The 21381-nt window shown below is 58.6% G+C and carries 19 protein-coding genes and 1 pseudogene; 5 read left to right on the forward strand and 15 right to left on the reverse strand.

Going from position 1 to position 21381, the window contains the following annotated elements:
- Position 1: 1 nt before the first annotated feature.
- From AACY30_RS25035 to codA, 4 genes are all read left to right on the forward strand, one after another.
- Positions 2 to 625, forward strand: coding sequence for an NUDIX hydrolase (locus tag AACY30_RS25035; protein ID WP_339468967.1), 624 nt, complete (start codon positions 2 to 4; stop codon positions 623 to 625).
- Between the two features lie 191 nt (positions 626 to 816).
- On the forward strand, positions 817 to 2085 hold the full coding sequence (gene codB / locus AACY30_RS25040; protein WP_339541281.1) for a cytosine permease: 1269 nt from the start codon (positions 817 to 819) through the stop codon (positions 2083 to 2085).
- A complete protein-coding gene (locus AACY30_RS25045) occupies positions 2082 to 3287 on the forward strand; it encodes a PucR family transcriptional regulator (RefSeq protein WP_339468970.1) in 1206 nt (401 codons plus the stop codon). Before codB ends, AACY30_RS25045 begins: the two co-directional genes overlap by 4 nt.
- A 27-nt stretch (positions 3288 to 3314) precedes the next feature.
- A complete protein-coding gene (gene codA / locus AACY30_RS25050; RefSeq protein ID WP_339468972.1) occupies positions 3315 to 4550 on the forward strand; it encodes a cytosine deaminase in 1236 nt (411 codons plus the stop codon).
- Positions 4551 to 4559: 9 nt separating this feature from the next.
- Here codA and AACY30_RS25055 read toward each other — a convergent pair whose 3' ends face one another.
- The 5 genes from AACY30_RS25055 to AACY30_RS25075 form a co-directional block, all read right to left on the reverse strand.
- A complete protein-coding gene (locus tag AACY30_RS25055; protein WP_339541282.1) occupies positions 4560 to 6710 on the reverse strand; it encodes a lipase family protein in 2151 nt (716 codons plus the stop codon).
- A 14-nt stretch (positions 6711 to 6724) separates the two neighbouring features.
- A complete protein-coding gene (locus AACY30_RS25060; protein ID WP_339541283.1) occupies positions 6725 to 7495 on the reverse strand; it encodes a hypothetical protein in 771 nt (256 codons plus the stop codon).
- A complete protein-coding gene (locus AACY30_RS25065; protein WP_339541284.1) occupies positions 7488 to 8324 on the reverse strand; it encodes a DUF4123 domain-containing protein in 837 nt (278 codons plus the stop codon). Before AACY30_RS25065 ends, AACY30_RS25060 begins: the two co-directional genes overlap by 8 nt.
- Positions 8324 to 10342: a type VI secretion system tip protein TssI/VgrG gene (gene tssI / locus AACY30_RS25070; protein ID WP_339541285.1), complete on the reverse strand. Its 2019-nt coding sequence runs from the start codon at positions 10340 to 10342 to the stop codon at positions 8324 to 8326. Before tssI ends, AACY30_RS25065 begins: the two co-directional genes overlap by 1 nt.
- 304 nt (positions 10343 to 10646) lie before the next feature.
- Positions 10647 to 11633, reverse strand: coding sequence for a diaminopimelate epimerase (locus AACY30_RS25075; RefSeq protein WP_339541286.1), 987 nt, complete (start codon positions 11631 to 11633; stop codon positions 10647 to 10649).
- Between the two features lie 350 nt (positions 11634 to 11983).
- Here AACY30_RS25075 and AACY30_RS25080 point away from each other — a divergent pair, with 350 nt between their 5' ends.
- Positions 11984 to 13135, forward strand: coding sequence for an MFS transporter (locus AACY30_RS25080; RefSeq protein WP_339468979.1), 1152 nt, complete (start codon positions 11984 to 11986; stop codon positions 13133 to 13135).
- A 53-nt stretch (positions 13136 to 13188) separates the two neighbouring features.
- On the opposite strand, the gene AACY30_RS25085 is transcribed toward AACY30_RS25080, so the two are convergent.
- From AACY30_RS25085 to AACY30_RS25125, 10 genes and pseudogenes are all read right to left on the reverse strand, one after another.
- Entirely contained in the window at positions 13189 to 14106 is a 918-nt protein-coding gene (locus AACY30_RS25085; protein ID WP_339541287.1) for a hypothetical protein, read from the reverse strand.
- A gap of 220 nt (positions 14107 to 14326) precedes the next feature.
- The gene (locus AACY30_RS25090) at positions 14327 to 14581 is read right to left on the reverse strand and encodes a hypothetical protein (protein ID WP_339468981.1); all 255 of its coding nucleotides are present in this window, start codon (positions 14579 to 14581) and stop codon (positions 14327 to 14329) included.
- 169 nt (positions 14582 to 14750) lie between these two features.
- Positions 14751 to 15323, reverse strand: coding sequence for a hypothetical protein (locus tag AACY30_RS25095; protein WP_339468982.1), 573 nt, complete (start codon positions 15321 to 15323; stop codon positions 14751 to 14753).
- Between the two features lie 518 nt (positions 15324 to 15841).
- Positions 15842 to 16057: pseudogene (locus AACY30_RS27635) on the reverse strand (hypothetical protein); the annotation flags it as partial.
- An 83-nt stretch (positions 16058 to 16140) separates the two neighbouring features.
- Complete coding sequence (locus tag AACY30_RS25100) at positions 16141 to 16785, reverse strand: CGNR zinc finger domain-containing protein (protein ID WP_339468983.1); 645 nt, start codon at positions 16783 to 16785, stop codon at positions 16141 to 16143.
- A 107-nt stretch (positions 16786 to 16892) separates the two neighbouring features.
- Complete coding sequence (cysC, locus tag AACY30_RS25105; protein WP_339468985.1) at positions 16893 to 17507, reverse strand: adenylyl-sulfate kinase; 615 nt, start codon at positions 17505 to 17507, stop codon at positions 16893 to 16895.
- Positions 17504 to 18733 carry an MFS transporter gene (locus AACY30_RS25110; protein ID WP_339468987.1) on the reverse strand — a complete coding sequence of 410 codons (1230 nt, stop codon included), beginning with the start codon at positions 18731 to 18733 and terminating at the stop codon, positions 17504 to 17506. The genes cysC and AACY30_RS25110 overlap by 4 nt, the downstream gene beginning before the upstream one ends.
- A gap of 10 nt (positions 18734 to 18743) precedes the next feature.
- Positions 18744 to 19514, reverse strand: coding sequence for a class I SAM-dependent methyltransferase (locus tag AACY30_RS25115; RefSeq protein ID WP_339468988.1), 771 nt, complete (start codon positions 19512 to 19514; stop codon positions 18744 to 18746).
- A 7-nt stretch (positions 19515 to 19521) separates the two neighbouring features.
- A complete protein-coding gene (locus AACY30_RS25120) occupies positions 19522 to 20658 on the reverse strand; it encodes a hypothetical protein (RefSeq protein ID WP_339541288.1) in 1137 nt (378 codons plus the stop codon).
- Positions 20655 to 21380, reverse strand: coding sequence for an SDR family NAD(P)-dependent oxidoreductase (locus AACY30_RS25125; RefSeq protein WP_339541289.1), 726 nt, complete (start codon positions 21378 to 21380; stop codon positions 20655 to 20657). Before AACY30_RS25125 ends, AACY30_RS25120 begins: the two co-directional genes overlap by 4 nt.
- Position 21381: the final 1 nt, after the last annotated feature.

The following is a 21381-nucleotide window of genomic DNA, read 5'->3' on the forward strand; positions in this document are numbered from 1 at the left end:
CATGGAAAACATTTGGCTGGCCCAAGCCAAACGCTTACAGGCGCTGGCGTCCACGGGGCTGCACTTTTGCACTGATGATTTCGAGCGCGAGCGCCTGGAAGAAATTGCCGAGATTGCCCACAGCATGCTGGCGCAATTGGGCAATGTCCCGTTGGAACGTATCTGCGGACTGGTCACAGATTTTGCCCAGCGTTATTCGACGCCAATGATTGACGTGCGCGGTGCGGTTATCGAAGGCGACCGGATTTTGTTGGTGCGGGAGTTGACCGATGGTTGCTGGGCGTTGCCGGGTGGGTATGCGGATATCGGCTTGTCGGCAGCCGAAAACATCGTCAAAGAGATTCGCGAGGAAGCGGGGCTTACGGTAACCGCCAGGGCGCTGTACAGCGTGACGCACAAGGCCAAAGGCTTGTATCGACCGGATGTGCGGGACTTCTACAAGCTGTACTTCCTGTGTGAATCGCTGGATCAGTCGGCACCGATGGCCGGATTCGAAACCACTGATGTGGGCTTTTTCCGCCTTGATGCACTACCGCCGCTGTCCCGTGGGCGCACCATCGAAAGTGATCTGGAGGCCGCCTTTGCCTTCCATCGCGGCGACACGACCCAGACGCTGTTTGACTGATCCACTTTGTATCACTGCTGCACCGCTTTCGTGCCCGACTGGGCACTGCGACCATTCATTGCTGTGCTTGCCCCCTCTTTCGCTATAAAAACTGTGCACAGTGCACAGCACCTACCGTGCGCTCGTCACTGTTGCCGGATTGGCACGCACGGTGCAACAGCGCTGCGTCACTCACTCAGGGAGCAAGGCACATGACGCAGCAAGAACCGGGCAACGACTACCCCCTCAGCGAAGTCCCCATGCATGCGCGCAAGGGCCTGGCATCGACCGCCATGGTGCTGCTGGGCTTTACCTTTTTTACCGCGACCATGTTTGCCGGCGGCAAGCTGGGGGTGGCGTTCAGTTTCGTCGACATGCTCGGCGTGGTGGCCCTGGGTAACCTTTTGTTGGGTATGTACGCCGCAGGCCTGGGTTACATCGCCTTCAAGAGCGGGCTGAATTCAGTGTTGATGGGGCGCTTCTGCTTTGGCGAAGTGGGCAGCAAACTCAGCGACTTGATCCTCGGCTTCACTCAAATCGGCTGGTATGCCTGGGGTACTGCCACTGCTGCCGTAGTGCTTGGCAAGTATTTCGAACTGAGCCAGGGCAGTGTGCTTGCGTTGATGGTGTTGTTTGGTCTGGTGTTCTGCGCCACGGCCTACATTGGTTATCGTGGGCTGGAAATTCTGTCCTACATCGCGGTGCCAGCCATGGGCATTCTGCTGTTTCTGTCGATGTGGGTAGCGACAGTGAAAGTCGGTGGACTGGACGGACTGCTGGCAGTGGTACCGACCGCTGAGCTGGACTTGTCCACGGCGATTACCCTGGTGTTCGGCACCTTTGTCAGCGGCGCGACCCAGGCCACCAATTGGACGCGGTTTTCGCGTTCGGCCAAGGTGGCCGTGCTGGCGAGCCTGATCGGTTTCTTTATCGGCAACGGCTTGATGGTGCTGATCGGCGCCTACGGTGCCATCGTCTACCAGCAACCGGACGTAGTCGAAGTGTTGTTGCTGCAAGGCTTTGCCATGGCGGCGATGGTCATGTTGCTACTCAATATCTGGAGTACCCAGGACAACACCATCTACAACTTCGCCGTGGCCGGCTGCAACTTGCTGCGCACCAAGCGGCGCAAGACCGTGACCCTGGCCGGTGCGGTGATCGGCACCCTGCTGGCGTTACTCGGCATGTACGACCTGCTGGTGCCCTACTTGATTGTGCTGGGTACGGTGATCCCGCCGATTGGTGGGGTGATCATGGCGGACTTTTTCTATCGCTATCGCGGCCACTATCCACGCCTGGCCGATGCCCGCCTGCCGGCGTTCAACTGGCCAGGACTGGTCGCCTATGCCGTGGGCACAGTGCTGGCATTCAGTTCGCCCTGGGTCGCGCCATTGGTGGGCATCGTCGCCGCGTCGTTGACCTACATCGCGCTCACCGCCGTACTACGGGTGCGAGCGCCGTTGGCTGACGCTCAAGCATGAGCTTGACCATTGCCGATGTGCTCGCCCTGCCAGGTTTGGAATCCATGCGCCTGCGCGCGGGCGAGGCAGGTCTGGATAACGGCGTGCGCTGGCCTTATGTGGCGGAAAACAGCGGGATCGCCGAATGGGTGCTGGGCGGCGAACTGGTATTCGTCACCGGGATCAATCACCCGCGTGACGAAGCCAACCTGCTGCAATTGCTGGAGGAAGCCTGCGAGCGTCAAGTGGCTGGGCTGGTGGTTCTGACCGGGCCGTCCTATATCCAGGCGATCCCCCAGCGCTTACTCGACGCTGCCGAAGCCGCCGGCATGCCGCTGGTCGAACAGCCCTACTCGCTGAAAATGGTATTGGTGACCCAAGCCATCGGTTCGGCGCTGATCCAGTCCGAGCAGTTGGGGCGCTCACGGCATGACGTACTGGAACGCTTGCTGACCGGCGACTACCAATCCCTGGATCTCTTGCTGCACCGGGCCACGCAGTTGGGCATGCCGCTGGCCGGGCATTGGCAGGTGGTGCAACTGCAACTGGAAGGCAGTGAATCGCTGTTTGCCCAGGGTGATGCGGCTTCTGTGGAGGCGCAACTGGCCCGACAACACGACGCCATCAGCCGCCGCTTGCGTCAGTTCTCGGCCGGGTTGCCGGTGCAGGGTCGAGCCGGGCAATGGACGTTGCTGCTGCCGGCACAGGACGCTGCCGCAGCCTTGGCCAACCGCCAACAATTGGCCAACTGGCTCAACCCACTGAATCTGCGCCTGTCGCCGCTTAAATTGTTTATTGGCCTCAGCGCCGCCGCTCACCCACCCGCACGCCTGGCCCAGGCGCAGGAGGAAGCGCGCCAGGCACTCGCGGCTGCGCGGCGTTTCAGCGAACGCGCCGGGCTGTGCGTGTACGACGAACTGGGCGTGCTCAAGCTGCTAAGCGGCGTGCGTGATCGCGCCCTGCTCGACCAATTCCTAAATGAACGCCTCGGCCCCTTGCTGCGCCACGACCTGCACCATGGCCCCAGCCTCATGCCCACTCTGGAAGCCTGGTTTCACGAGAATGGTAACCTTGTGGCCGCTGCCCAGCGCCTGGCCGTGCACCGCAACACCCTGACACACCGCGTCCAGCGCATCGAAGCCCTGTGCGGGCTGACGCTGGATAATGCTTATGATCGCCTGGACATCGGCATTTCGCTGATGATCTGGCGGCTGTCTGCCTGACTGTTTTTAGCCAAGAGGAACTTGCCCATGCACATCATCAACGCCCGCCTGCGCGACCGTGAAGGCCTGCATGATCTGCACCTGGAACATGGCCGGATCGCCAGCATCACCCCACAATCGGGAGCACCAAGTGCAGCGGCCGACGCCCTGGACGCCGCCGGCAATCTGGTGATTCCACCCTTTGTCGAACCGCATATCCATCTCGACGCCACCCTGACTGCCGGCGAACCGCGTTGGAACATGAGCGGCACCTTGTTCGAAGGCATCGAATGCTGGGGCGAACGCAAAGCCACCATCACCCAGGAAGACACCAAGACCCGCGCCAAAAAGACTCTCCAGACCCTCGCCGCCCACGGTATCCAGCATGTGCGCACCCACGTCGACGTCACCGACCCGGACCTCACAGCACTCAAGGCCATGCTGCAAGTGCGTGAAGAAAGCACGCACCTGATCGACCTGCAGATCGTCGCGTTCCCCCAGGAAGGCATCGAGTCGTACCGCAACGGCCGCGAGCTGATGGAAGAAGCCATTCGCCTGGGCGCCGACGTGATCGGCGGTATCCCGCACTTTGAATACACCCGCGACCAAGGCGTGAGTTCGGTGAAGTTCCTGATGGACCTGGCCGAACGTACCGGCTGCCTGGTGGACGTGCACTGCGACGAAACCGACGACCCGCACTCGCGCTTTCTCGAAGTGCTGGCCGAAGAAGCCCGCAGCCGCGACATGGGGGCCCGCGTCACCGCCAGCCACACCACGGCCATGGGCTCCTACGACAATGCCTATTGCGCCAAACTCTTTCGCTTGCTCGGGCACTCGGGTATCAGTTTCGTCTCCTGCCCCACCGAAAGCATTCACCTGCAAGGCCGCTTCGACACCTTCCCGAAACGCCGCGGCGTCACCCGGGTCAACGAACTGCTGGAAGCCGGCATGAACGTGTGCTTCGGCCAGGACTCCATCGTCGACCCCTGGTACCCCCTGGGCAACGGCAACATCCTGCGGGTGCTCGAAGCCGGTTTGCACATCTGCCACATGCTCGGCTACCGCAACCTGCAAAACGCCCTTGACCTGGTCACTGACAACAGCGCCAAGGCCATGGCCCTGGGTGACCGCTACGGCCTGGAGCCTGGGCGGCCAGCCAACCTGTTAATCCTTTCGGCGGACAGCGACTACGAGGTCATCCGCAGCCAGGGCTTGCCGCTGTACTCGATCCGCAATGGCAAAGTGTTGATGAAGCGTCAGCCAGCGCAGGTGGAGTTTATGTAAACGTCTCGGTCATACGATCGAGTCGATATCCAGCGTTTGCGCCCTCCCCCACTCGGTTTGCGTGGCGGGAGGGATACTGGCGACCTGGGCCGGTTCACAGTTTTCACGGTGGCTGAACCAGCGCTTGAGGCTGGGTTGCAAATGGGCACTGTGGGCGTGAATGCCGTAGACATCACGGGCGTCCAGACGGCGCCAGCGCAGGGTGGCAAGGCGCTCGCGGCTGGTGTGCAAGCGATCGATCTCGGCGTTCAAGGCTTCGTTGTGTTCATAGCCACGGTCGTTGGCAGGTCTTAGCCGGGCCAGTTCCCTGCGTTTGTTTCGCAACTGCTGGCGCATGCCTTCGAGTGCATGATCAAGTAATTCAAACTCTCTTGGCGTGACCAATGGGCCGTCGCTTTCCTGGGTTTGTTGCCAGCGACGTAGCGTCGCCCAGGCAGCCGGGATGTAGCTGGCGGTCATGAAGTGTTGGTTGGCTTGGAGCAGCTGTTTCAGCAGGTTATCGCGGTCGGGCATGTCGCCATGCAGTTGCAACGCTCGGTTGCAACCGGCCTCTTGAATGGATTCACAACCGGGCTTCCAAAGCACTGAAGAACGCGTGCCATCCGCGAGCATGATCGGCATGAAGTGTTGTTGTTCGCCATGGTGCTGATAAGGGTTCCCACCGAAACGAACCAGACCGGCGGCGAACAGCAGGCCGCCAGGTGCAGGGGCACTGAAGAGAGTGACGGCGCCAGGGACCCAGAGTTTGGCGATGGTATTCATCCACGGAGCTGGGACACTGGGGACGGGGTCGTTGTGGTTGACGATACGGTGGTGGACCAGGGTGGAGGCGCCCGCGGTGAATTCGGCATCGGCGGCGCGGGGGGCGCCGTAGGTGTAGAGCAGGATGTTGTAGTTGGCATCCGGTGCTCGCCGCAGGCCTTCTGCCAAAAGCAAAGCGATCGCGCCGCCCAGGCTGTGGCCGCAGATGATTATTCGTTGGTTGGTGTGGAACCGACCAAGGTATCGCAATACAAAATCGCGCATCGCCTGGTAAGCCTGGTAAAAACCTTCGTGTGCCTTACCAGCACCGTCAACGAAAGCTACCTGATGGGCGTTTGCATCCCGTAGCCCATCAGCAGCACTGGCGGTACCACGCACCGCGATCAGGATCACCTCTTCGTGGTGGCTGATAAATGCTTGCGTGTCGGTACCCAACTCTTCGTCATCAAAAAAATGCAAACTCGCAGGGTGCTCTTGCTTCTCCTCCAGTTCTGGTCGGTTCTGGGGATACAACACAGGATCGAAGGGTAGAATCTCGAAACGTCGAGAGTACGGGACCTCTTCGTAGAGCGGGTAAAAACGCTGGTCCTGCTCTGCATCGACGCGCCAGGCTTCGTGATAACTCGAGAGTTTCTCAGCGAAAAAATGACCGACGCTGGGATCAAAAGGGAAGCGAACTTCGTCTTGAGGCTTTTGAGGTGGCTCTTGGCCGAATTTGCAATAACTCAAGGTAGCCATCAACGCTAACTGATACAGGTTCAAGGCGCAGAAGCTGTCATCGGTTGAAAGCATCGGACGGAATGCACGCAGTGGTCGAACCTCAAGAACGGTGTGGTTATTGGGAAATAACACGACTCCCGCCAAAGTCGATTGAGACGGCCCAAACCCCAGATCCGCCATCATTTTCAGTGCGTGTCGTTGGGGCTGATGAGTTCGCGGAGCAATCGGCGGCAAGTGGGCGACATGGCGAACCAAATCGCGGACCTCAACTTGATAGAACCGGTTGGCCGTTTGTCTAGCAGGGTTACCTTCAGTACGCTGACCGTCAGAGACTGCAAATCGAGTCTGTTCAGCGCGAATTTGGAGTTCGGTGATAGGGAGCTTGTAAGTAGGGCGTAACATCAGCCATTTATACGGCTGCTCTGTTCCGGAATACAGGTCGTCAAAAACAAGCACCACAGGTCCACAGTAAATATCTTGTAATTTGGCAAACCCTTCTCCATTCAGCCTGCCTTTGTACTGCTGCCCTGCACTATCGTGGACGGTGTAAGGCAAACCACCGTATGCCGCTCCAACGCCCAGTTCATCGACCAGGCAAAAGCTCACCCAATGCCCTCGCAATGAACAGGCCGGTTTGCTATCACTGAAAAAAGATCGCTTCCGTGCATCTAGCTTCATGAACTTGTCCCTTATTACTTACACGATGGATAGACGTCACATACGCGACCATCCGGCATTTTTACAGGCTTAAAATCGGTGATATTGCCATTACAAAACGCAAACAAATCTTCAAAGCTCTCACCTTTACAACGCTTCCAGCCGGCTGGAACGGCTAACCAGTTATCACCCACTGCGGGGGCTTCCTCATCAGTAACGCTCAGTACCACCCTGAGTGTTTTTCCCGGCAATTGATCCCGTTCAACAAGAACTCCTGCACGCTGTTCTTGCGGCTGACTCGCCAGCCCGAAGGGCTTACATACAAGCACCTTGATGATCGCGTGCTGCGGCCCCACTGTCCGAAATAACCACTGACATTGCTTATGCAGTTCCTGAATCCCTGTTTCTGGCATCCCAGGTAAATCGGCGTTCGACGGATCTCTAATTGAGAAACCTGCAATATCGCCACTTACGTCCGTATCACGCTTTCCCCACTTCGCATAAATATCAAAATTCACACTACGCAAAACCGTAGGACAACCTTCAATCACCTCAGCCAATGGCAGTTTAAAACTCACCCGTTCAGCCACAGGCTTGTAACGCGCAATAAAGATCTTCCTCTCGGGTCTTTTGCCTCGACGCCTCGGCAACGTGCAGATCTCCCCGGTCGCTGGCCCATAGTTGGCGCCGCCGATGAAGCGGAATTCCGCAGGTAAATCCACCTCCAACGTCACGCTATCAACCGGCTCTCCCGCACAGCCCATTAGCCCTAACGCGACCAACACGCCAACACTTCGCCTACCCATCCTTTTCCCCCATCAATTTCCACTGCTCCACCATCCGTTGAAAATGATCCTGCGGTGTTTCACCCACCTTCGGTTGCCACCGGATGAAGCTGTTCCTTGTGGCCTCCTCCAACCTGCGCACCACCAAAAATTCCAGCTGCTCCGGCCCCCGCCATTGCCAGGCCCGCGCCTGTTCCAGCACCTGTGACAGCCAGATTCTCGGGTCCTGGAATTCCACCAGTGAGACCAAGTTTTCGCTGTGCTCGGTCAACAGGTAACGCAGGATATTGGCGTGCAGGATGGCTTCGGCGTTTGGGTTGGGCGTGTTCAGCCAAGGGATCGGGTCAGGCAGCGAATGCTCACCGGGGGCCGGGTTGTCAGCCGTGCGCCAGCGGTCTTCGTGCCAGTAGCACACGCTGATCAACGGGCCGAGGAATACCGGCCAGTGCTCCAGGCACAGATAGGCCAATGCACGCGCCAGAGTGCGGTTGTCGTGAAAACGGTACATCGATTGCTCGCCTTCCTGCCCCACCAGCAAACGGTCGCGCCAGTGTTGAGCCACGCCTGTCAGGTCCTCGCTTGGCAAAGCGCCCAGCCAGCCCCAGTTCGTTTCGGGCTGTTGCAAGAGGTTGAGCAGCACGGGCTCGCTTATCTGTTTCAACAGAAGGATCACCGGGCCTTCCACCGCCAGTTCCGCCAGCGCGGTCTCGCCATAGAGGCTGCGATACTCTGACAAACTGCGCGCCGCCAGCAGCGGCTGTCGCGCGTTACTCTGCCCCTCAAGGATCAAACACAGCTGTCGCCCAGCCTGCTGCTGTTGAGCCATCCAATGGCCTGGCAGGTTCTGCATCAGGCAGCCCTCCCCGGCAGCTCACACAGGCCTTCACGACAGCGCTCGCACACCGGGCAGTAATCCGCCCCCAGGTGCCTGGACAGGTTCATGATGCTGCCTTGTACATTGGAGACCCGTGGCACATCGGACACCGTCAAGGTGTTCGCCAGTAGGCCTCCTGACGGTGAACCACCCTGGGTGATAGGGCGACTGCTGAAGATGCCGCCCGCCTGGATGACCAGATGCTCTCCTCCCGCCCGGAGGCTCAGTTGCGCACCGGCATCGATCACCAGGCTGGCGCCGGACTTGAGGTGAAGCTGCTGCCCCGCCTCAATGACCAAGTTCTGAGTCACGTGGGTCCGGCTATCGCCTTGCACATCAAGGTAGTCGCTCGCCTTGAGCACGACTTTACGATCGCCGGTGACATGACGATGCTCTTCACTTTCAACGTGAATCGTGCTTAAACCATGGATAACTTCTCGCCGCTCCCCCGCGACCTCCAATCGACTGTCATGACCGACCCGTTGCTCCAAGTCGCGCTGCGCACGCAGGTAAACAAGCTCTTCGCCACGACGGTCTTCCAGGTACATTTCGTTGGAGCCCTCGCCGCCAAGGGAACTGCGGCTGCGCAAAACACTACGGGTCTTGTGCTGCGGCAAAGGATAGGTCGGCCGGTGCAGCGCGTTCGGCAGGCAACCGTTGATCAGCGGCCGGTCCGGGTCCCCTTCCAGGAAGGTCACCAGCACTTCCATGCCCACGCGCGGGATCATCGTTGCGCCGAACCCGTCTCCGGCCCACCCGGACGCAACCCGAACCCAACAACTGCTTTTATCATCCGCCTTGTCCAGGCGGTCCCAGTTAAAGCGCACTTTCACCCGGCCATAGGCGTCGCAATGCACGTCCTCACCGTCTGGCCCCGTCACGGTTGCGGTCTGGCTGCCATTGATGGTCGGTTTGGGGTGCTTGAGGGGCGGCCGATGCACAGCTTGCCAGGGTGTCGCGATAAAGCGATTGCGATACCCCCGGAACACGTCAGCCGCAGGTGTAGCCTCCTCCAGCACCTGTGGTTGATAACCCTCGTGACGCACCGAAGTGATCAGCCAAAGGTCGTTGCAGGAGGGGTCGGGATGATCACGTAGTTCAAGGAAATGCCCACTGCGCAGTAAGGGTTGATCACTCTTGCCCAATGCTTGATGCCGGTCGCGTTGGTGACGCTCCAGCCCTCGACGCGCCAATTGCTTGCCACGGGCATGGCCGGCAAATCCAGCGGGGTACCGATAGTCCTCAAGCGGGAGTATCGAAGCAGAACCCGCGCTGTCCTGCAGGTGCAACGAGGGATGTTCAAAGTCGTGATCCCGGCGCACCGTCTTTTGGCTACGGGTGGCCAAGCGCTGGTCGAAACGCTGGATCACTTTTGTATCCGCTTGCAGCCCGCCGTCGGGGCAGTAGCGCTGCACGGGCAAGCGGCGAAACACGGTCTGGTCATCACCAAAGACCAACAGGTGAGCGTCCGCACTGTGACGAAAATGGTAGTGAATACCCTCCTCTTCACACAGCCGCTGGATGAAGTGCAAGTCACTTTCCGCGTACTGCACACAGAACGTGCGCGGCGGATAAACCACAGGGCCTAGCTCGAATGCATAGGCGTCCGCCAGGATGCCATGCTGCTCCAGGACCGCCGCGATGATCTGCGGCACGCTGCGCTGCTGGAAAATCCGCTGGTCATGCCGGTGTGCAAGGTAAGCCAGGCGGGGCGCCAGGGTCAGGTGATAACGAGTGATGCGCCGGCCCGGGTCATCCCGGCCCACGGCGTAAACCTGACCATGCAGGCCTTCGTTGATTTCGCCAAAGTCCAGGTAGGCGGGTTGGTGAAGCAACGCCTGTAGATCAAGGGAAGGGTTTTCACTGACCACCTGCACGTGGATAAAGAACGGTTGATCAAGGACCTCACTGCCTTTGAAGGCCAGTACTTGTAAGTCGATATTTATGCGTGGAAGAATCAGATTGAAACGTGACAAAACAAACGCGTTAACCATCCGTTGTTACCCGCCGTTAATGAATGAACGCCCTGAGATACTTCCTCTCGCCAAACATGTAATACGTTGCTGAGAAAAGTCCTTGAACGCCTCGAAGCTTAGCGATTCCAGGCAGAAATCGGCCGTTTTAAAATAAAAAAGAAGTTTCGTACGACGAAGTTGGAAGTGTCTTTTACAAAATAAGAAAATGAGTCAATGAGCCACTTCCTAGCAATAAGAAATGTCCTACGCAAACTTTCGCTGGAACGACTAACAGATAGAGAAACAGCTGACACCGGATCGAAGCATCAGCGGTTGAACAACCTCACGCCTGCCGCTTTGCAGCCCCGAAGAGACTGACACTCAGCAACGTCTCGCCCTTAGCGTGCAAACGCACCGGCGCAATGCCACCCGGCATCACCACGGCAACCTCACCGCTCTCAACCCATCCAGCACGCCATGCCGCGCAAGCCACAGCGCTGGCGCTGGTTCCGGAAGACGCAGTGGGCCCTTCCCCGCGCTCAAACACCCGTGCGATGACTCGGTTGCCGGGCTGGCGCGCCGCCCATTGCAAATTGATACCGGCCACACAGGGTTCACCGCCACCCGCTGGGGGCGAGAAGGCAATCGCTTTCAAGGGTTCGAACAGGGCTGGCTGCTGCATCTGTGCGTTATCCGGCAATGCCGAAACGTGCTCGACCAGCGTCACACAATGAGGGTTGCCCACCCGCACAAACTGACTGGTTGCCCACTGTGGGTTGATCACCGCCAACGCGCTCACGTGGCTCAGTTCAATTGCGCCAAGCATCGTCCGACCAACGGCCTGCGCCCCCACCGCCATGGGCCCGAAAGCTGGAAAACCTAGCTCAAGCCAGAACCCGGCAACCTGTTCATGGACTGCCGGCTCAACCCGTGTCGGTACCGGTGTCAACGCATCCGACTTGTCGTGATGCACCCGCAACTCACTGGCTCCAGTCATCAGGCCCTGGTCACTGAGCGCCTGTGCGAAAATCGTCAAGCCATTGCCACTGCGCTCGGCCAAAGAGCCGTCGGTGTTAACGATCAGCAGGTCAAACGGCGGCTCGGCCTGGAACGGGCCGACCAGCAGGCCGTCACTGCGGTGGGCCTTTGCGCCGGCCAGGCGCGGTGTCGAGCCCCAATCGCATTCGCAGGCGATGGCGGATGTTGTCCAACGGTCACGAGTCTGCGCGGCCAAGGCAGCGCTTTCGGGCATATCAATACCTTTGCCTCTTAATGAGGCCGGGCTGACCACGCCGTAGATATTGCCGCGAGCGTCATAGAACAGGGTCATGACGTTGTTTGCCTGAAGTGTTTCATCAATGATGTCCGTCCGCTTGCCTACCTATTGAGACAACAGCGTATTACACAACCTACCGATGATGGGAGGCGGCCTGGAAGGTGGGAATCCACCGTGAGCATCCAGGGGTTCAAAAGCCCCCACAGGGATTACGCACCTTCCAGACCGCCTCCTACACACTCGATACTGCACACGTGGCTGCAAACTGCCCCTACGTTCCAGGTTTTAAAAACCAAGTCCACGACCAGTAGAATCCCAGGAGAGCCCGGCTCGCCTGCCACGGCCTGATATGCAACGATGTGGCGCCGGACATCGTTCGTTGAACGCAAGACCAAGGATTTTTCATGACTGCCATCCCTACCTCAGCGCCCGTGGCTCCCGGGCGGCTGGAGCAAATGTCGACCCGTATCGCTTTCTTTATCGCCGGTTTCGGCATAGCGGCCTGGGCGCCGCTGGTGCCGTATGCCAAGGCCCGCGCCGGACTGAGCGAAGGTACGCTGGGCCTGCTGTTGTTGTGCCTGGGTGTCGGCTCGATCATCGCCATGCCCGCGGCGGGTGCGCTGGCTTCGCGCTATGGCTGCCGAAAGGTGTTGAGCGCCGGGACAATCATGATTTGCCTGGCGTTGCCGATGCTGGCGACGGTCAGTTCAATTCCGTTACTGATAGCGGGCTTGTTTCTGTTTGGTGCTGGCTTGGGCGCGGTGGATTCCACCGTCAACCTGCAGGCGGTGATCGTCGAGCGGGCCAGCGGCAAAACCATGATGTCTGGCTTTCACGGGCTGTTCAGCCTGGGAGGGATCGTCGGCGCGGCGGGGGTTTCGGCATTACTGGGGCTGGGCCTGTCGCCGCTACAGGCAACCCTCGGGGTGATCGTCATTACGCTGGCGGCGCTGCTCAAGGCCGCACCGCATCTGTTGCCTTATGGCAGTGAGAGTTCGGGCCCGGCTTTTGCCGTGCCCCACGGCGTGGTGCTGTTCATCGGTTGTCTGTGCTTTATCGTGTTTCTCGCCGAAGGTGCGGTGCTCGACTGGAGCGCAGTGTTCCTCAGTGACGAGCGCGGCCTGGACGAAGCCTATGCTGGCCTGGGTTACGCGGCATTTGCCTTGACCATGACTGCCGGGCGGTTGACCGGTGACGCAATCGTGCGCCGGCTGGGCGCGACCTGGGTCATCGTGGTCGGTGGCGCCCTCGCCGCCGCCGGCACATTCCTCGCCACATTATCCCCAGCCTGGGAAGTGGCATTGTTGGGTTATGCACTCGTAGGCGCCGGGTGCTCCAATATTGTTCCAGTGCTCTATTCCGCGGTCGGCAAACAAAATGTCATGCCAGAACACATTGCCGTGCCAGCCATTACAACCTTGGGCTACGCGGGGATATTAGCCGGGCCTGCCGTGATTGGATTTATCGCCCATGGCAGCAGCCTGGCAACCGCCTTCCTGTTGATAGGCGTGTTGCTGGCAGCGGTGGCGGTCAGTGGGAAAATACTGCGGGTATGACCGCATAACGGCATGAGCAGCGTCTTTCAAGATGCTCATGCACGCGTGTGCCCTTACTGTCCCCTCTGTGCCTTATCGTTCTCCAGCCAGCGGTCAATGCTGTAGTTCTTCAACCACCCATCGTCATTCAGGCTACCGAACGGGCTGTAACCGTTGGCTTTGTAGCTATCCAGAGAAGCCATCAACCGGGGTCGCTCCATTAGATTCTTGGCCAGGTAAACTTGTTGTTCGCTGTATTTTTTCAAAGGAAACCCGGTGCGTACATCCCGCAGAGGCTCACCGTTGTTGCCCGTCTGATTGGGGTCCTTGCTGATTTCGATAATCGTGTCTTTTTTCACGTAACGATGTCTTTGTGTACCGAAAAGGAAAGTGCGGTCTTCCGACGTGTCCCGCAAATCATCGAACATACCCTTGAATGCCTGGACGACCTGCGCGTCAGTTTTCGCATGGAACGGATCCGCGCTCTGCGTGTTGGGGTTGGTATTACCGATCTGTGAGGCGGCCGCTGAGGTAAGGCTTTCATGCGTGATTTCACCGCCCTTTGCAATAATGGCTTCGTTTAGCCGGGGGCGGTTGAGTATCTCTCGCGCCAACATAATCGTGCGCTCTGAGACCTTGCTGCTGTTGGGTTCCTCTTTGGCAATCTCCTGCAAAGAGCCTTGGGTCAGTCGTCCCTCTTTCTTGAAGGCGTCCAGCAATGGCAGGTTGTTCTTCAGGTCAGTCGCCAGCAGATGGTCGTCTGAGCTGACAAAGGGGTTGCCAACCTTCGTCATGCCTCCGTACAGATTCTGACCGTCAAAGTGCCGGTCGGCGCCATTCGCGAATCGGGAGTTGATTGGCTGCGCCGCTGGCAGCGGTTTACCTAATGCGCGAGCATCGACCTCAAAACGAGACTGACCGTTTCCCGTCGGCCCTGATGTCGCTGGCGCCGCCGTTTGCGTAAAGCCCGGATTATTGACACTACCAATCATGATTCACCTCCACCCTATCTAGATTCCGTAGCCTGGGCCTGATTGCCTGATCCTCGAAAACGCCTCGAAATCAAGATGGCACAAGCACCGACTGAGTGGTTCTCAGAAAACAATGGTTCCGCAGACGGTCGTCCAAGACGCCCGATATGACCCGGTGAATCTTGAGCGTTTGTAACCGCCTCAGTTTTGCGGGCCATCCATGGCCTGGAATGGCCTGCTGCTAGCGGCGGGACAACTTGCTCCACAAGCTGGCAAACACTGAAAGCACAGGGCTGGGCGCCGACTCTTCCATGAACACCCGAGAGCCTTTGTCAAAATCTTCGGCGGTGGGCGCCTTGAAGCTGAACTTGGGCGAGGATGTGAGGTTGAGCCCCTGCAGCTGGGACGCTCTTGGGCTTTCTGCCTCCTGCGTAAGCCCGGCCAGGGTCGAGGCGTTGTACTGGGAATGACGGGATTCAAATGATGTCGAATTCATGGTCCAGACCTAATCCGGTAGATGAAGGCCCCCACCGGTAATCAATGACCGGTGGATATTTTCTTGGTGGTGCATTTGCGTAAACGGTTCCTGCACGCCAGGCTTGTATTTACTGCATCAAACGCCTGTGAACTTCTGCCGCGTGTGCACGGCAGAAGACAGCCCAGGTCTAACGAAGCAGTGCGTACAATTCCTGTCGAGAGATCTTGCCATCGCGTTGCCAGCTGACGATATTGTCCATCGCCGACCTCAGATCTGAACGGGACATGATTTCCCTCGACAGCTGGGTGAGATGGTCGGTGTAAGGGTTGCCCGTCAACGGCTGCATAGCGCGTGCCTTGAGCTCTCTGAGCTTTATCGTGCTGCTGAAGTAGCCACCCTTCAATGCGTTGAAATTATTCAGTACGTCTTGGACGATCTGTTTGTCGTCATTCAATTTCAAGGGGTTATCTGAACGAACAAAGCTCCGGATATCGTTCTTGGACAAACGGCCATCCAATGCACCGGTGCAGCCATTTCGGTCAAGCGATTGCAACAACCCGGGACGCCGCAGCACCTCGTTCGCCAGTCGGATGTTCGGGTCTTTATAGGGGTTGCCCGTTAACGGTTGATTGGCCATTTTCTGCAAGCTCTGGCGCGTGATCTCACGCGAAGGCCAGCGGCCCTTGAGCGCGTCATAATTATTCAAAAGCCCCTGGGCCAGTTGCTCGTTGCTTTGCTTGGAGTAATAAGGGTCTGGCAACGTGGGGGTCGGGCGCGGAGGTGGGCCGGGATTAGGGCGCACGTTTTCTGGGACTGGCCGCGGCGGCGGGCCGGGATTGGGGCGCACGTTTTCCGGGACTGGCCGCGGAGGTGGGCCGGGATTGGGGCGCACGTTTTCTGGGACTGGCCGCGGCGGCGGGCCACCGAAAACTGGGCCGCATTGACCAGGATGAGAGGTGAAATTGACGCCTATCGTGAGCTGGGCACTGGACGCGGTAGCAGACCGCTCGGTGCTAGGCTTTGCATCTGCGAGAGAGGCGTTATCGAGGGAAGGAGCGATGCTCTGATTGTATGCTGATACCGACATTCTAGTTCTCCAGTTCGGTGTATTCAGGTGCCTGACCTCACTGTTCCAGCTACCCCGGCGCTTAATGAGTCGTCAAGGAAACCCGTGGAGGCAGGCATATCCTGTGTGGCAGAACTGTGGGAGCCGGTTCCTGAGGCCGCTGATAGTTTCCAGAATCGAGGTAGGAAGAACGTCTGAAGGCGTGAGAGACAAACCACACCATCGGCATGTTCGCCGCCCAACTTGGCCAGGATGAGCGCACATATCGAGTCAATGCTATCGAGGTTACCCAGCGAAATCGGCGCCATCGACAGCTGTGGCTGGCCGTACGGCGCGAATGCAGCCGATACACCATCGATCAGCACGGTGGAGCGTGGTGACAGGTGCGACGTCAGGCCACGTACACCGACGTTGAGGGAGGGATCGTTGCGGGTGCACGGGTGAGGCGGGGCGTGAGTAGTAATGCTTCCTATTAAGTGGAGAAATTGCTACCCGCCATATGACTTCGAAACTATTGCGCGCCGCCAACCTGCTTGAGTCGGCTGAGTTTTTCGCGGCTGCCGCACACGCTCATCTGACACCATTTGCGCTGTTTGTTCTTGGAGACGTCCAGAAACACCCAATCGCAGTCAGTCGAGGTACAACTGCGCAACGCCTGCAAATCACCCGATACCAGCAATTGCGTGGCGTCTATCGCCAGGCGCCCCAGCACCGTGGCCGTCAGTTCCTGTGCCGTACTGCAGGGCTTCCACTCCCAGGCAGGCTTACCGTCGACAGAACGCAGCACGCGCCGTGCGACGCCGTGCTGGAACGTTTGGTTAATCTGCTGCAACGCCTCATCGGGTGCAGCGCCGCGCAACGACAACGGATAGAACACCTCGTACAGGCACTCCCTGAATGCAATAACGGCGTCCAGGTCCGGTTGGTAGGCGATCGATGACTCAAGCACCATCGGCTTGTAGTCAGCAAACTCCTGGGCCGAGATCAACGACGCATGGAATGCCCATTCAAAGAAGAACTGAAAGCTGGTGAGTCGCTCTTCCAGGACCTTGAGTGCGGTGCCGGGACGACGACCATTGGTGGTATTGATAAAGTCCAATACCCGAGCCCCACCAATCAGACGGATCGATTTTGCAGTGCCCGTAAAATGTGTCATGCCTGCTCCTGAAAAAACGCATTCTCCTTGCGATGGCGCAGATTACCTTGTTTTTTCGAATGGCAGACATTGCGATCCCGGCGCAAACCTGACGCAAAGACAGACGGCTAGGTGCGCTCGTCGTTATGCGCCACCCAATCAAGGATAGCCGCCACAGACTGCGCCACGGAAAGCGCCTGGGTGTTCAAGTGCACTTCCGGAAACACCGGCACGTCATAATTGGAGTCAATACCGGTGAAGTTCTTGATCAACCCCGCGCGAGCCTTTTTATACAGGCCTTTAGGATCACGCTGTTCGGCGGTTTCCAGCGGCGCGTCCACATGCACTTCCACGAAGTATTCATTGCCGATAATCGAGCGCGCATAGTGCCGGCTGGCCGATGAGGGTGAAATCAGCGCGACAATCACCATCAGCCCCGCGTCGAGCATCAGCCGCGCGACCTCGGCGACCCGGCGGATATTTTCATCGCGGTCGCTGTCGGTAAAACCCAAGTCCCGGCACAGCCCACCACGTACCGAGTCGCCGTCAATAATGGCCGTGATCCGCCCTTGTTCCTGCAGGGCAATGTCCAGTGCATCAGCGATGGTCGACTTACCGGACGCAGAGATACCGGTCATCCAGATAACGGCAGGCTTGTGATTCATCCGCCTGTGTTCGGCGCGCCGGTGGCTGAATGCGAACGCATGCAGATTCTGGTTTTGACTGTCTGGAAAATAACTCATGACTGCTCGCCCTCCTCGACCGAAACAGGCTGTTTACCCAACATGAACACCATCACGCATTGCACGAACAACAACAGCGCAACCCCCCAGTAGACCGTCGAGAACGACCCGGTCAGGTCCTTGGAAAAGCCGCCCAGGAAGTTGCCGCACACCCCACCCAAGCCGATCAGAACGTTGGCGATGCCAAATGCCTGGATCAACCGGTTGACCGGCACGATTTGCCCGATGTAACTGGGGACCAGCCCAAAGATGGGGTAAAACGCCAGTGCAAAGAGAAACGCCGCCAGGTAGAACAGCGGGAGGCTGTTGAAACTGAACACCAGGGTGGCGGCCAGCCCGGCACTGAAAAAACACATCGCCAGCGACGCCCGCACACCGACCTTGTCGGCAATCCACCCCACCAGAAAACCCGACGCCATGCCCACAGCACCGATGGTGGTCCAGATAAACCCGGCGTCTTGTACCGACACGCCCAACTCATCACGCAGGAACGGCGCGAGGTACGTCTGGAACGGCAGCAGCGCCATGCCATTGAGAAAGGCGATGGCCCACGTCAGGTACAACGAACGGCTGAGCCAGGGTCGTTGACTGTCAAATGCAGCGGCGCGCTCCCCGGAAAACTCGGTATCCCGGCTCGTGGCCAGGGTGCGCAACAGAAACCACGCCACCACGCACAGCACAAGCGATATCAGGCCAGCGGTAAGCCAGATCGAGCGCCAGCCGCCATTCAATGTCAGGAACGACACCAGCAAGCCATTGATGAACACGCCGTAGCTGGTGCCACTGGAAATCAGCCCCATGACCCGGGAGCGATTACCCGGGCTGAAACCCTTGGTGACGATTTCCACCAACGGGATGTACACCGAGGCGGAACAGCCACCGAGCAGGATCAAAAGAGCGCCCGACAGCCAGATACTGTCACTGATACTCAGGCCCAGCAGCGCCAGGGAGGTCATCATCGTGGACACCAGGCTGATTTTCCAGCCCTCGAAAAACCGGCTGATATAGCTGGTCACTGACGAGAACAACAGGAATCCGATCTGCGCGCCGCCGGTGATCAAGCCCACTGTGGTGTAGTCGAAGCCGATGTCGCGGCGCATGTCCACCACGAGGTTGGCGAACAGGTACACGCCAAACCCGTAGGTGCTGGCCACGAAGCCAGTGAGGACGACCGCCAATACGACGCTGTCCAAGGGGCGGGTATTGCTCTGAACAAGTGTGCTCATCATCGACCTCTCATTCAGCGCGCGCGGTGTGGATGACGAAATCACAATTCATCATGTCGTAGACAGACTTGAAATCACCGTAGCTCTCATGGGCGCGAAACCCGGAAGCGAGCATTTCAGTGGCCAACTCACCCGGCAACAACGGGTAAACCTTCAGCGTGTACCGTTCTTCGTTATCAAAGTTGTAGATGAACTCACACAGGTGCTCATCGACCTGCCCCAAGCTCACGGATGCGTGTGTACCGCAATAATAATAATTCCCGCTGGCTTTGAAGTTACCCGCGCGAATGGCCAGGAAATTACGCTGATCCACAATCAACAAGCCACCCGGCTTGAGCAATGCCCTGAACTTCGCCAACACGCTCAATCGGTCATGAGCGGCGAACACATGGCACAGCGAACTGCCCAGGCACACCACGGCGTCGAATTGGCCCAGCTCCTGCGGGTCCAGTGAGTGCCAGTCGCGGTAATGGGACTCGATGTCCAGCCCGTGTTTGCGAAAATTCGCCCGCGCCTTGGTCAACATCGTGCTGCTGCCATCCGTGGCGACCACATCAAAGCCCGCCTGCTTGAGTTGCACCGCATGAAAACCACTGCCCGTCGATACGTCGATGACCGAGCGCACGCCGTGCTTGTGCAGCAGGTTTTCAAAGAACCCGCCCTCCCCTGCCTTGCGTTTTTCCCAGTCGATCAACTCATCCCAACGCTCGACGAAATCCGCCGAGTACTGCGTGGAATAACTGGCAACTTCGTTGTGCTTGCGCTCGGAAATCTGACTCATCACACACCTACCAGGTTGAGTTCTTGAAGGACAGGTACTTGCTCGCCAACTCGAGGGCGAACTCGGCGGACTGCTCGATAGACATGGTGTTCTTGGAATACCCCAGCATCGATTGCATGACGGCCATGCACTGCGGGTTGTAGCTGACTGATCCATCACAATGGATTTCGTCAATGCCATCCTGGCCCTGGCAAATGGTGTTGATGCGCACCGCTTCGTCCTTTGGGCAAGCCTCGGAGAACTGCACCTCGATCCGCCCCTCGTGCAGCAACACCGGGTAACCGCCCGGAAGCCCGAGCGGGCCAGGCGCATGCACCAACACTGGCGTGGGTGAAAACAGCCCTTCGATGACCGTGACGGCGGAACATGCCGTGAGGAACTGCCCATCCACCCCGCCCAGGCGACGGAATTCGGATTTCACCGTAGAGAAAATCGCCTCGGCCGACGGACCAGCCAGCTCCGGCCGGTCGCGCACCTCATACAACAACCGGTAACTGGCACGCGGGGGCAAGCCACCACGCGGCACGTAGTGGCTGAAGTAATGCTGGGCATACAGCTGCACTTGCACATCAGCGGGCGCGCATTCGAGCAAGCGGGCGATGGAAAACCGCACGGCGGGAACCAGGTTGGCCACATTGCCCACGCCGATATCCGGCGCCAGGCCAATGCGCGCCAGAATCGGATTGACCGCATCGGGGAACGCCGCATTGATGGTTTTAGTGGTGATGCCCGAGGCTTTTACCGCTCGCATCAGGCAATGCATCAGCGTCAGGTGCATGGGCAGCCAGGGACCGAACTGGGCTTGGTCAAGCTTCTCGAACGACAGCTTGGGCAACCCGGTAATAACCCGCCAGGACTGCAGCGACGCGCAGTTCACCAGCATATCCGGCGCTTCTTCACGCAGCAGTTGCGCGACTTTCGCGATATCTGTCAGGTCGGCGAACACCGGCTTGATGGCAATGAATTGCCCCAATTGCGCACACGACAGTGCTACCAGGTTACACAGCCGAATCGTCGCCTCTTCATTGCGGCCCAATACTACAAAGTCGAAAGCGTTTTTGGGGCCGAGAATCTTGAGGATCTGCAGGCACAGGTTGCCGGCGCCGACCACCAGCAGTTTTTTCCTGGGCATCGACTGGCTCATCGTGGGTAGGCTCCGTTGTCGACCGGAATGACCCTGCCGGTGATGTGGCGCATCGCATCGCCGACCAGCAGCATGATGACCTCGGCAACGCCGCTCGGCAGGATGGGGTCCTTGAGGACTTCCTGGCGTGCGTACTCAGCACGCCGATATTCGGGGATGGTGTCGTAGATGGCGGTTTCGTGGATCAGCGCCGGGGACACCGCGTTCACCCGCACAAACGGTGCGAAATTCCAGGCGTTGGCCTTGGTCAGGCCGATCACCGCCGCCTTGGTGGCACCGTAGAGGGCGTCGCAGCTGCCGACTTCACCCGCCACCGAAGCGATATTGACGATACTGCGCGGGACCTCGTGCTTCATTTCCCGTTCGGCGAAGTCTTTGGAGAGATACACCAGCGCCTTGAGGTTGACGTTGAGGATCTCGTCTATTTGTTCATCGGAATAGGCGTAGACACTTTTGCCGTGGTAAATACCGGCGTTATTGACGAGTCCATAAATAGTCGCGTGGCGCTCATACAGGGTTGGAATAAAACGTTTGATAACGGCCATATCAGAAAAGTCGACAACCTGTGCGTCGAACACGTCCGCGCTGTAGAGGTCCTGCAATACTTTCAGGCCTTCAGCATCTTTGTCGGCGGCGATAACAAAGTAACCCTGTTGAATAGCCACCTCGACAGTCGCTCGACCAATTCCGTTGGCCGCTCCGGTGACAATCAGCTTTCTCATA

It is taken from the genome of Pseudomonas sp. RA_5y_Pfl1_P24 (assembly GCF_963970945.1).
Lineage (GTDB): Bacteria > Pseudomonadota > Gammaproteobacteria > Pseudomonadales > Pseudomonadaceae > Aquipseudomonas > Aquipseudomonas tritici.

Coding starts and splice junctions, on each gene's coding strand:
- AACY30_RS25035 (WP_339468967.1), top strand. CDS start 2: ATGGAAAACATTTGGCTGGCCCAAGCCAAACGCTTACAGGCGCTGGCG.
- codB (WP_339541281.1), top strand. CDS start 817: ATGACGCAGCAAGAACCGGGCAACGACTACCCCCTCAGCGAAGTCCCC.
- AACY30_RS25045 (WP_339468970.1), top strand. CDS start 2,082: ATGAGCTTGACCATTGCCGATGTGCTCGCCCTGCCAGGTTTGGAATCC.
- codA (WP_339468972.1), top strand. CDS start 3,315: ATGCACATCATCAACGCCCGCCTGCGCGACCGTGAAGGCCTGCATGAT.
- AACY30_RS25055 (WP_339541282.1), bottom strand. CDS start 6,710: ATGAAGCTAGATGCACGGAAGCGATCTTTTTTCAGTGATAGCAAACCG.
- AACY30_RS25060 (WP_339541283.1), bottom strand. CDS start 7,495: ATGGGTAGGCGAAGTGTTGGCGTGTTGGTCGCGTTAGGGCTAATGGGC.
- AACY30_RS25065 (WP_339541284.1), bottom strand. CDS start 8,324: ATGCAGAACCTGCCAGGCCATTGGATGGCTCAACAGCAGCAGGCTGGG.
- tssI (WP_339541285.1), bottom strand. CDS start 10,342: ATGGTTAACGCGTTTGTTTTGTCACGTTTCAATCTGATTCTTCCACGC.
- AACY30_RS25075 (WP_339541286.1), bottom strand. CDS start 11,633: ATGACCCTGTTCTATGACGCTCGCGGCAATATCTACGGCGTGGTCAGC.
- AACY30_RS25080 (WP_339468979.1), top strand. CDS start 11,984: ATGACTGCCATCCCTACCTCAGCGCCCGTGGCTCCCGGGCGGCTGGAG.
- AACY30_RS25085 (WP_339541287.1), bottom strand. CDS start 14,106: ATGATTGGTAGTGTCAATAATCCGGGCTTTACGCAAACGGCGGCGCCA.
- AACY30_RS25090 (WP_339468981.1), bottom strand. CDS start 14,581: ATGAATTCGACATCATTTGAATCCCGTCATTCCCAGTACAACGCCTCG.
- AACY30_RS25100 (WP_339468983.1), bottom strand. CDS start 16,785: ATGACACATTTTACGGGCACTGCAAAATCGATCCGTCTGATTGGTGGG.
- cysC (WP_339468985.1), bottom strand. CDS start 17,507: ATGAGTTATTTTCCAGACAGTCAAAACCAGAATCTGCATGCGTTCGCA.
- AACY30_RS25110 (WP_339468987.1), bottom strand. CDS start 18,733: ATGAGCACACTTGTTCAGAGCAATACCCGCCCCTTGGACAGCGTCGTA.
- AACY30_RS25115 (WP_339468988.1), bottom strand. CDS start 19,514: ATGAGTCAGATTTCCGAGCGCAAGCACAACGAAGTTGCCAGTTATTCC.
- AACY30_RS25120 (WP_339541288.1), bottom strand. CDS start 20,658: ATGAGCCAGTCGATGCCCAGGAAAAAACTGCTGGTGGTCGGCGCCGGC.
- AACY30_RS25125 (WP_339541289.1), bottom strand. CDS start 21,380: ATGAGAAAGCTGATTGTCACCGGAGCGGCCAACGGAATTGGTCGAGCG.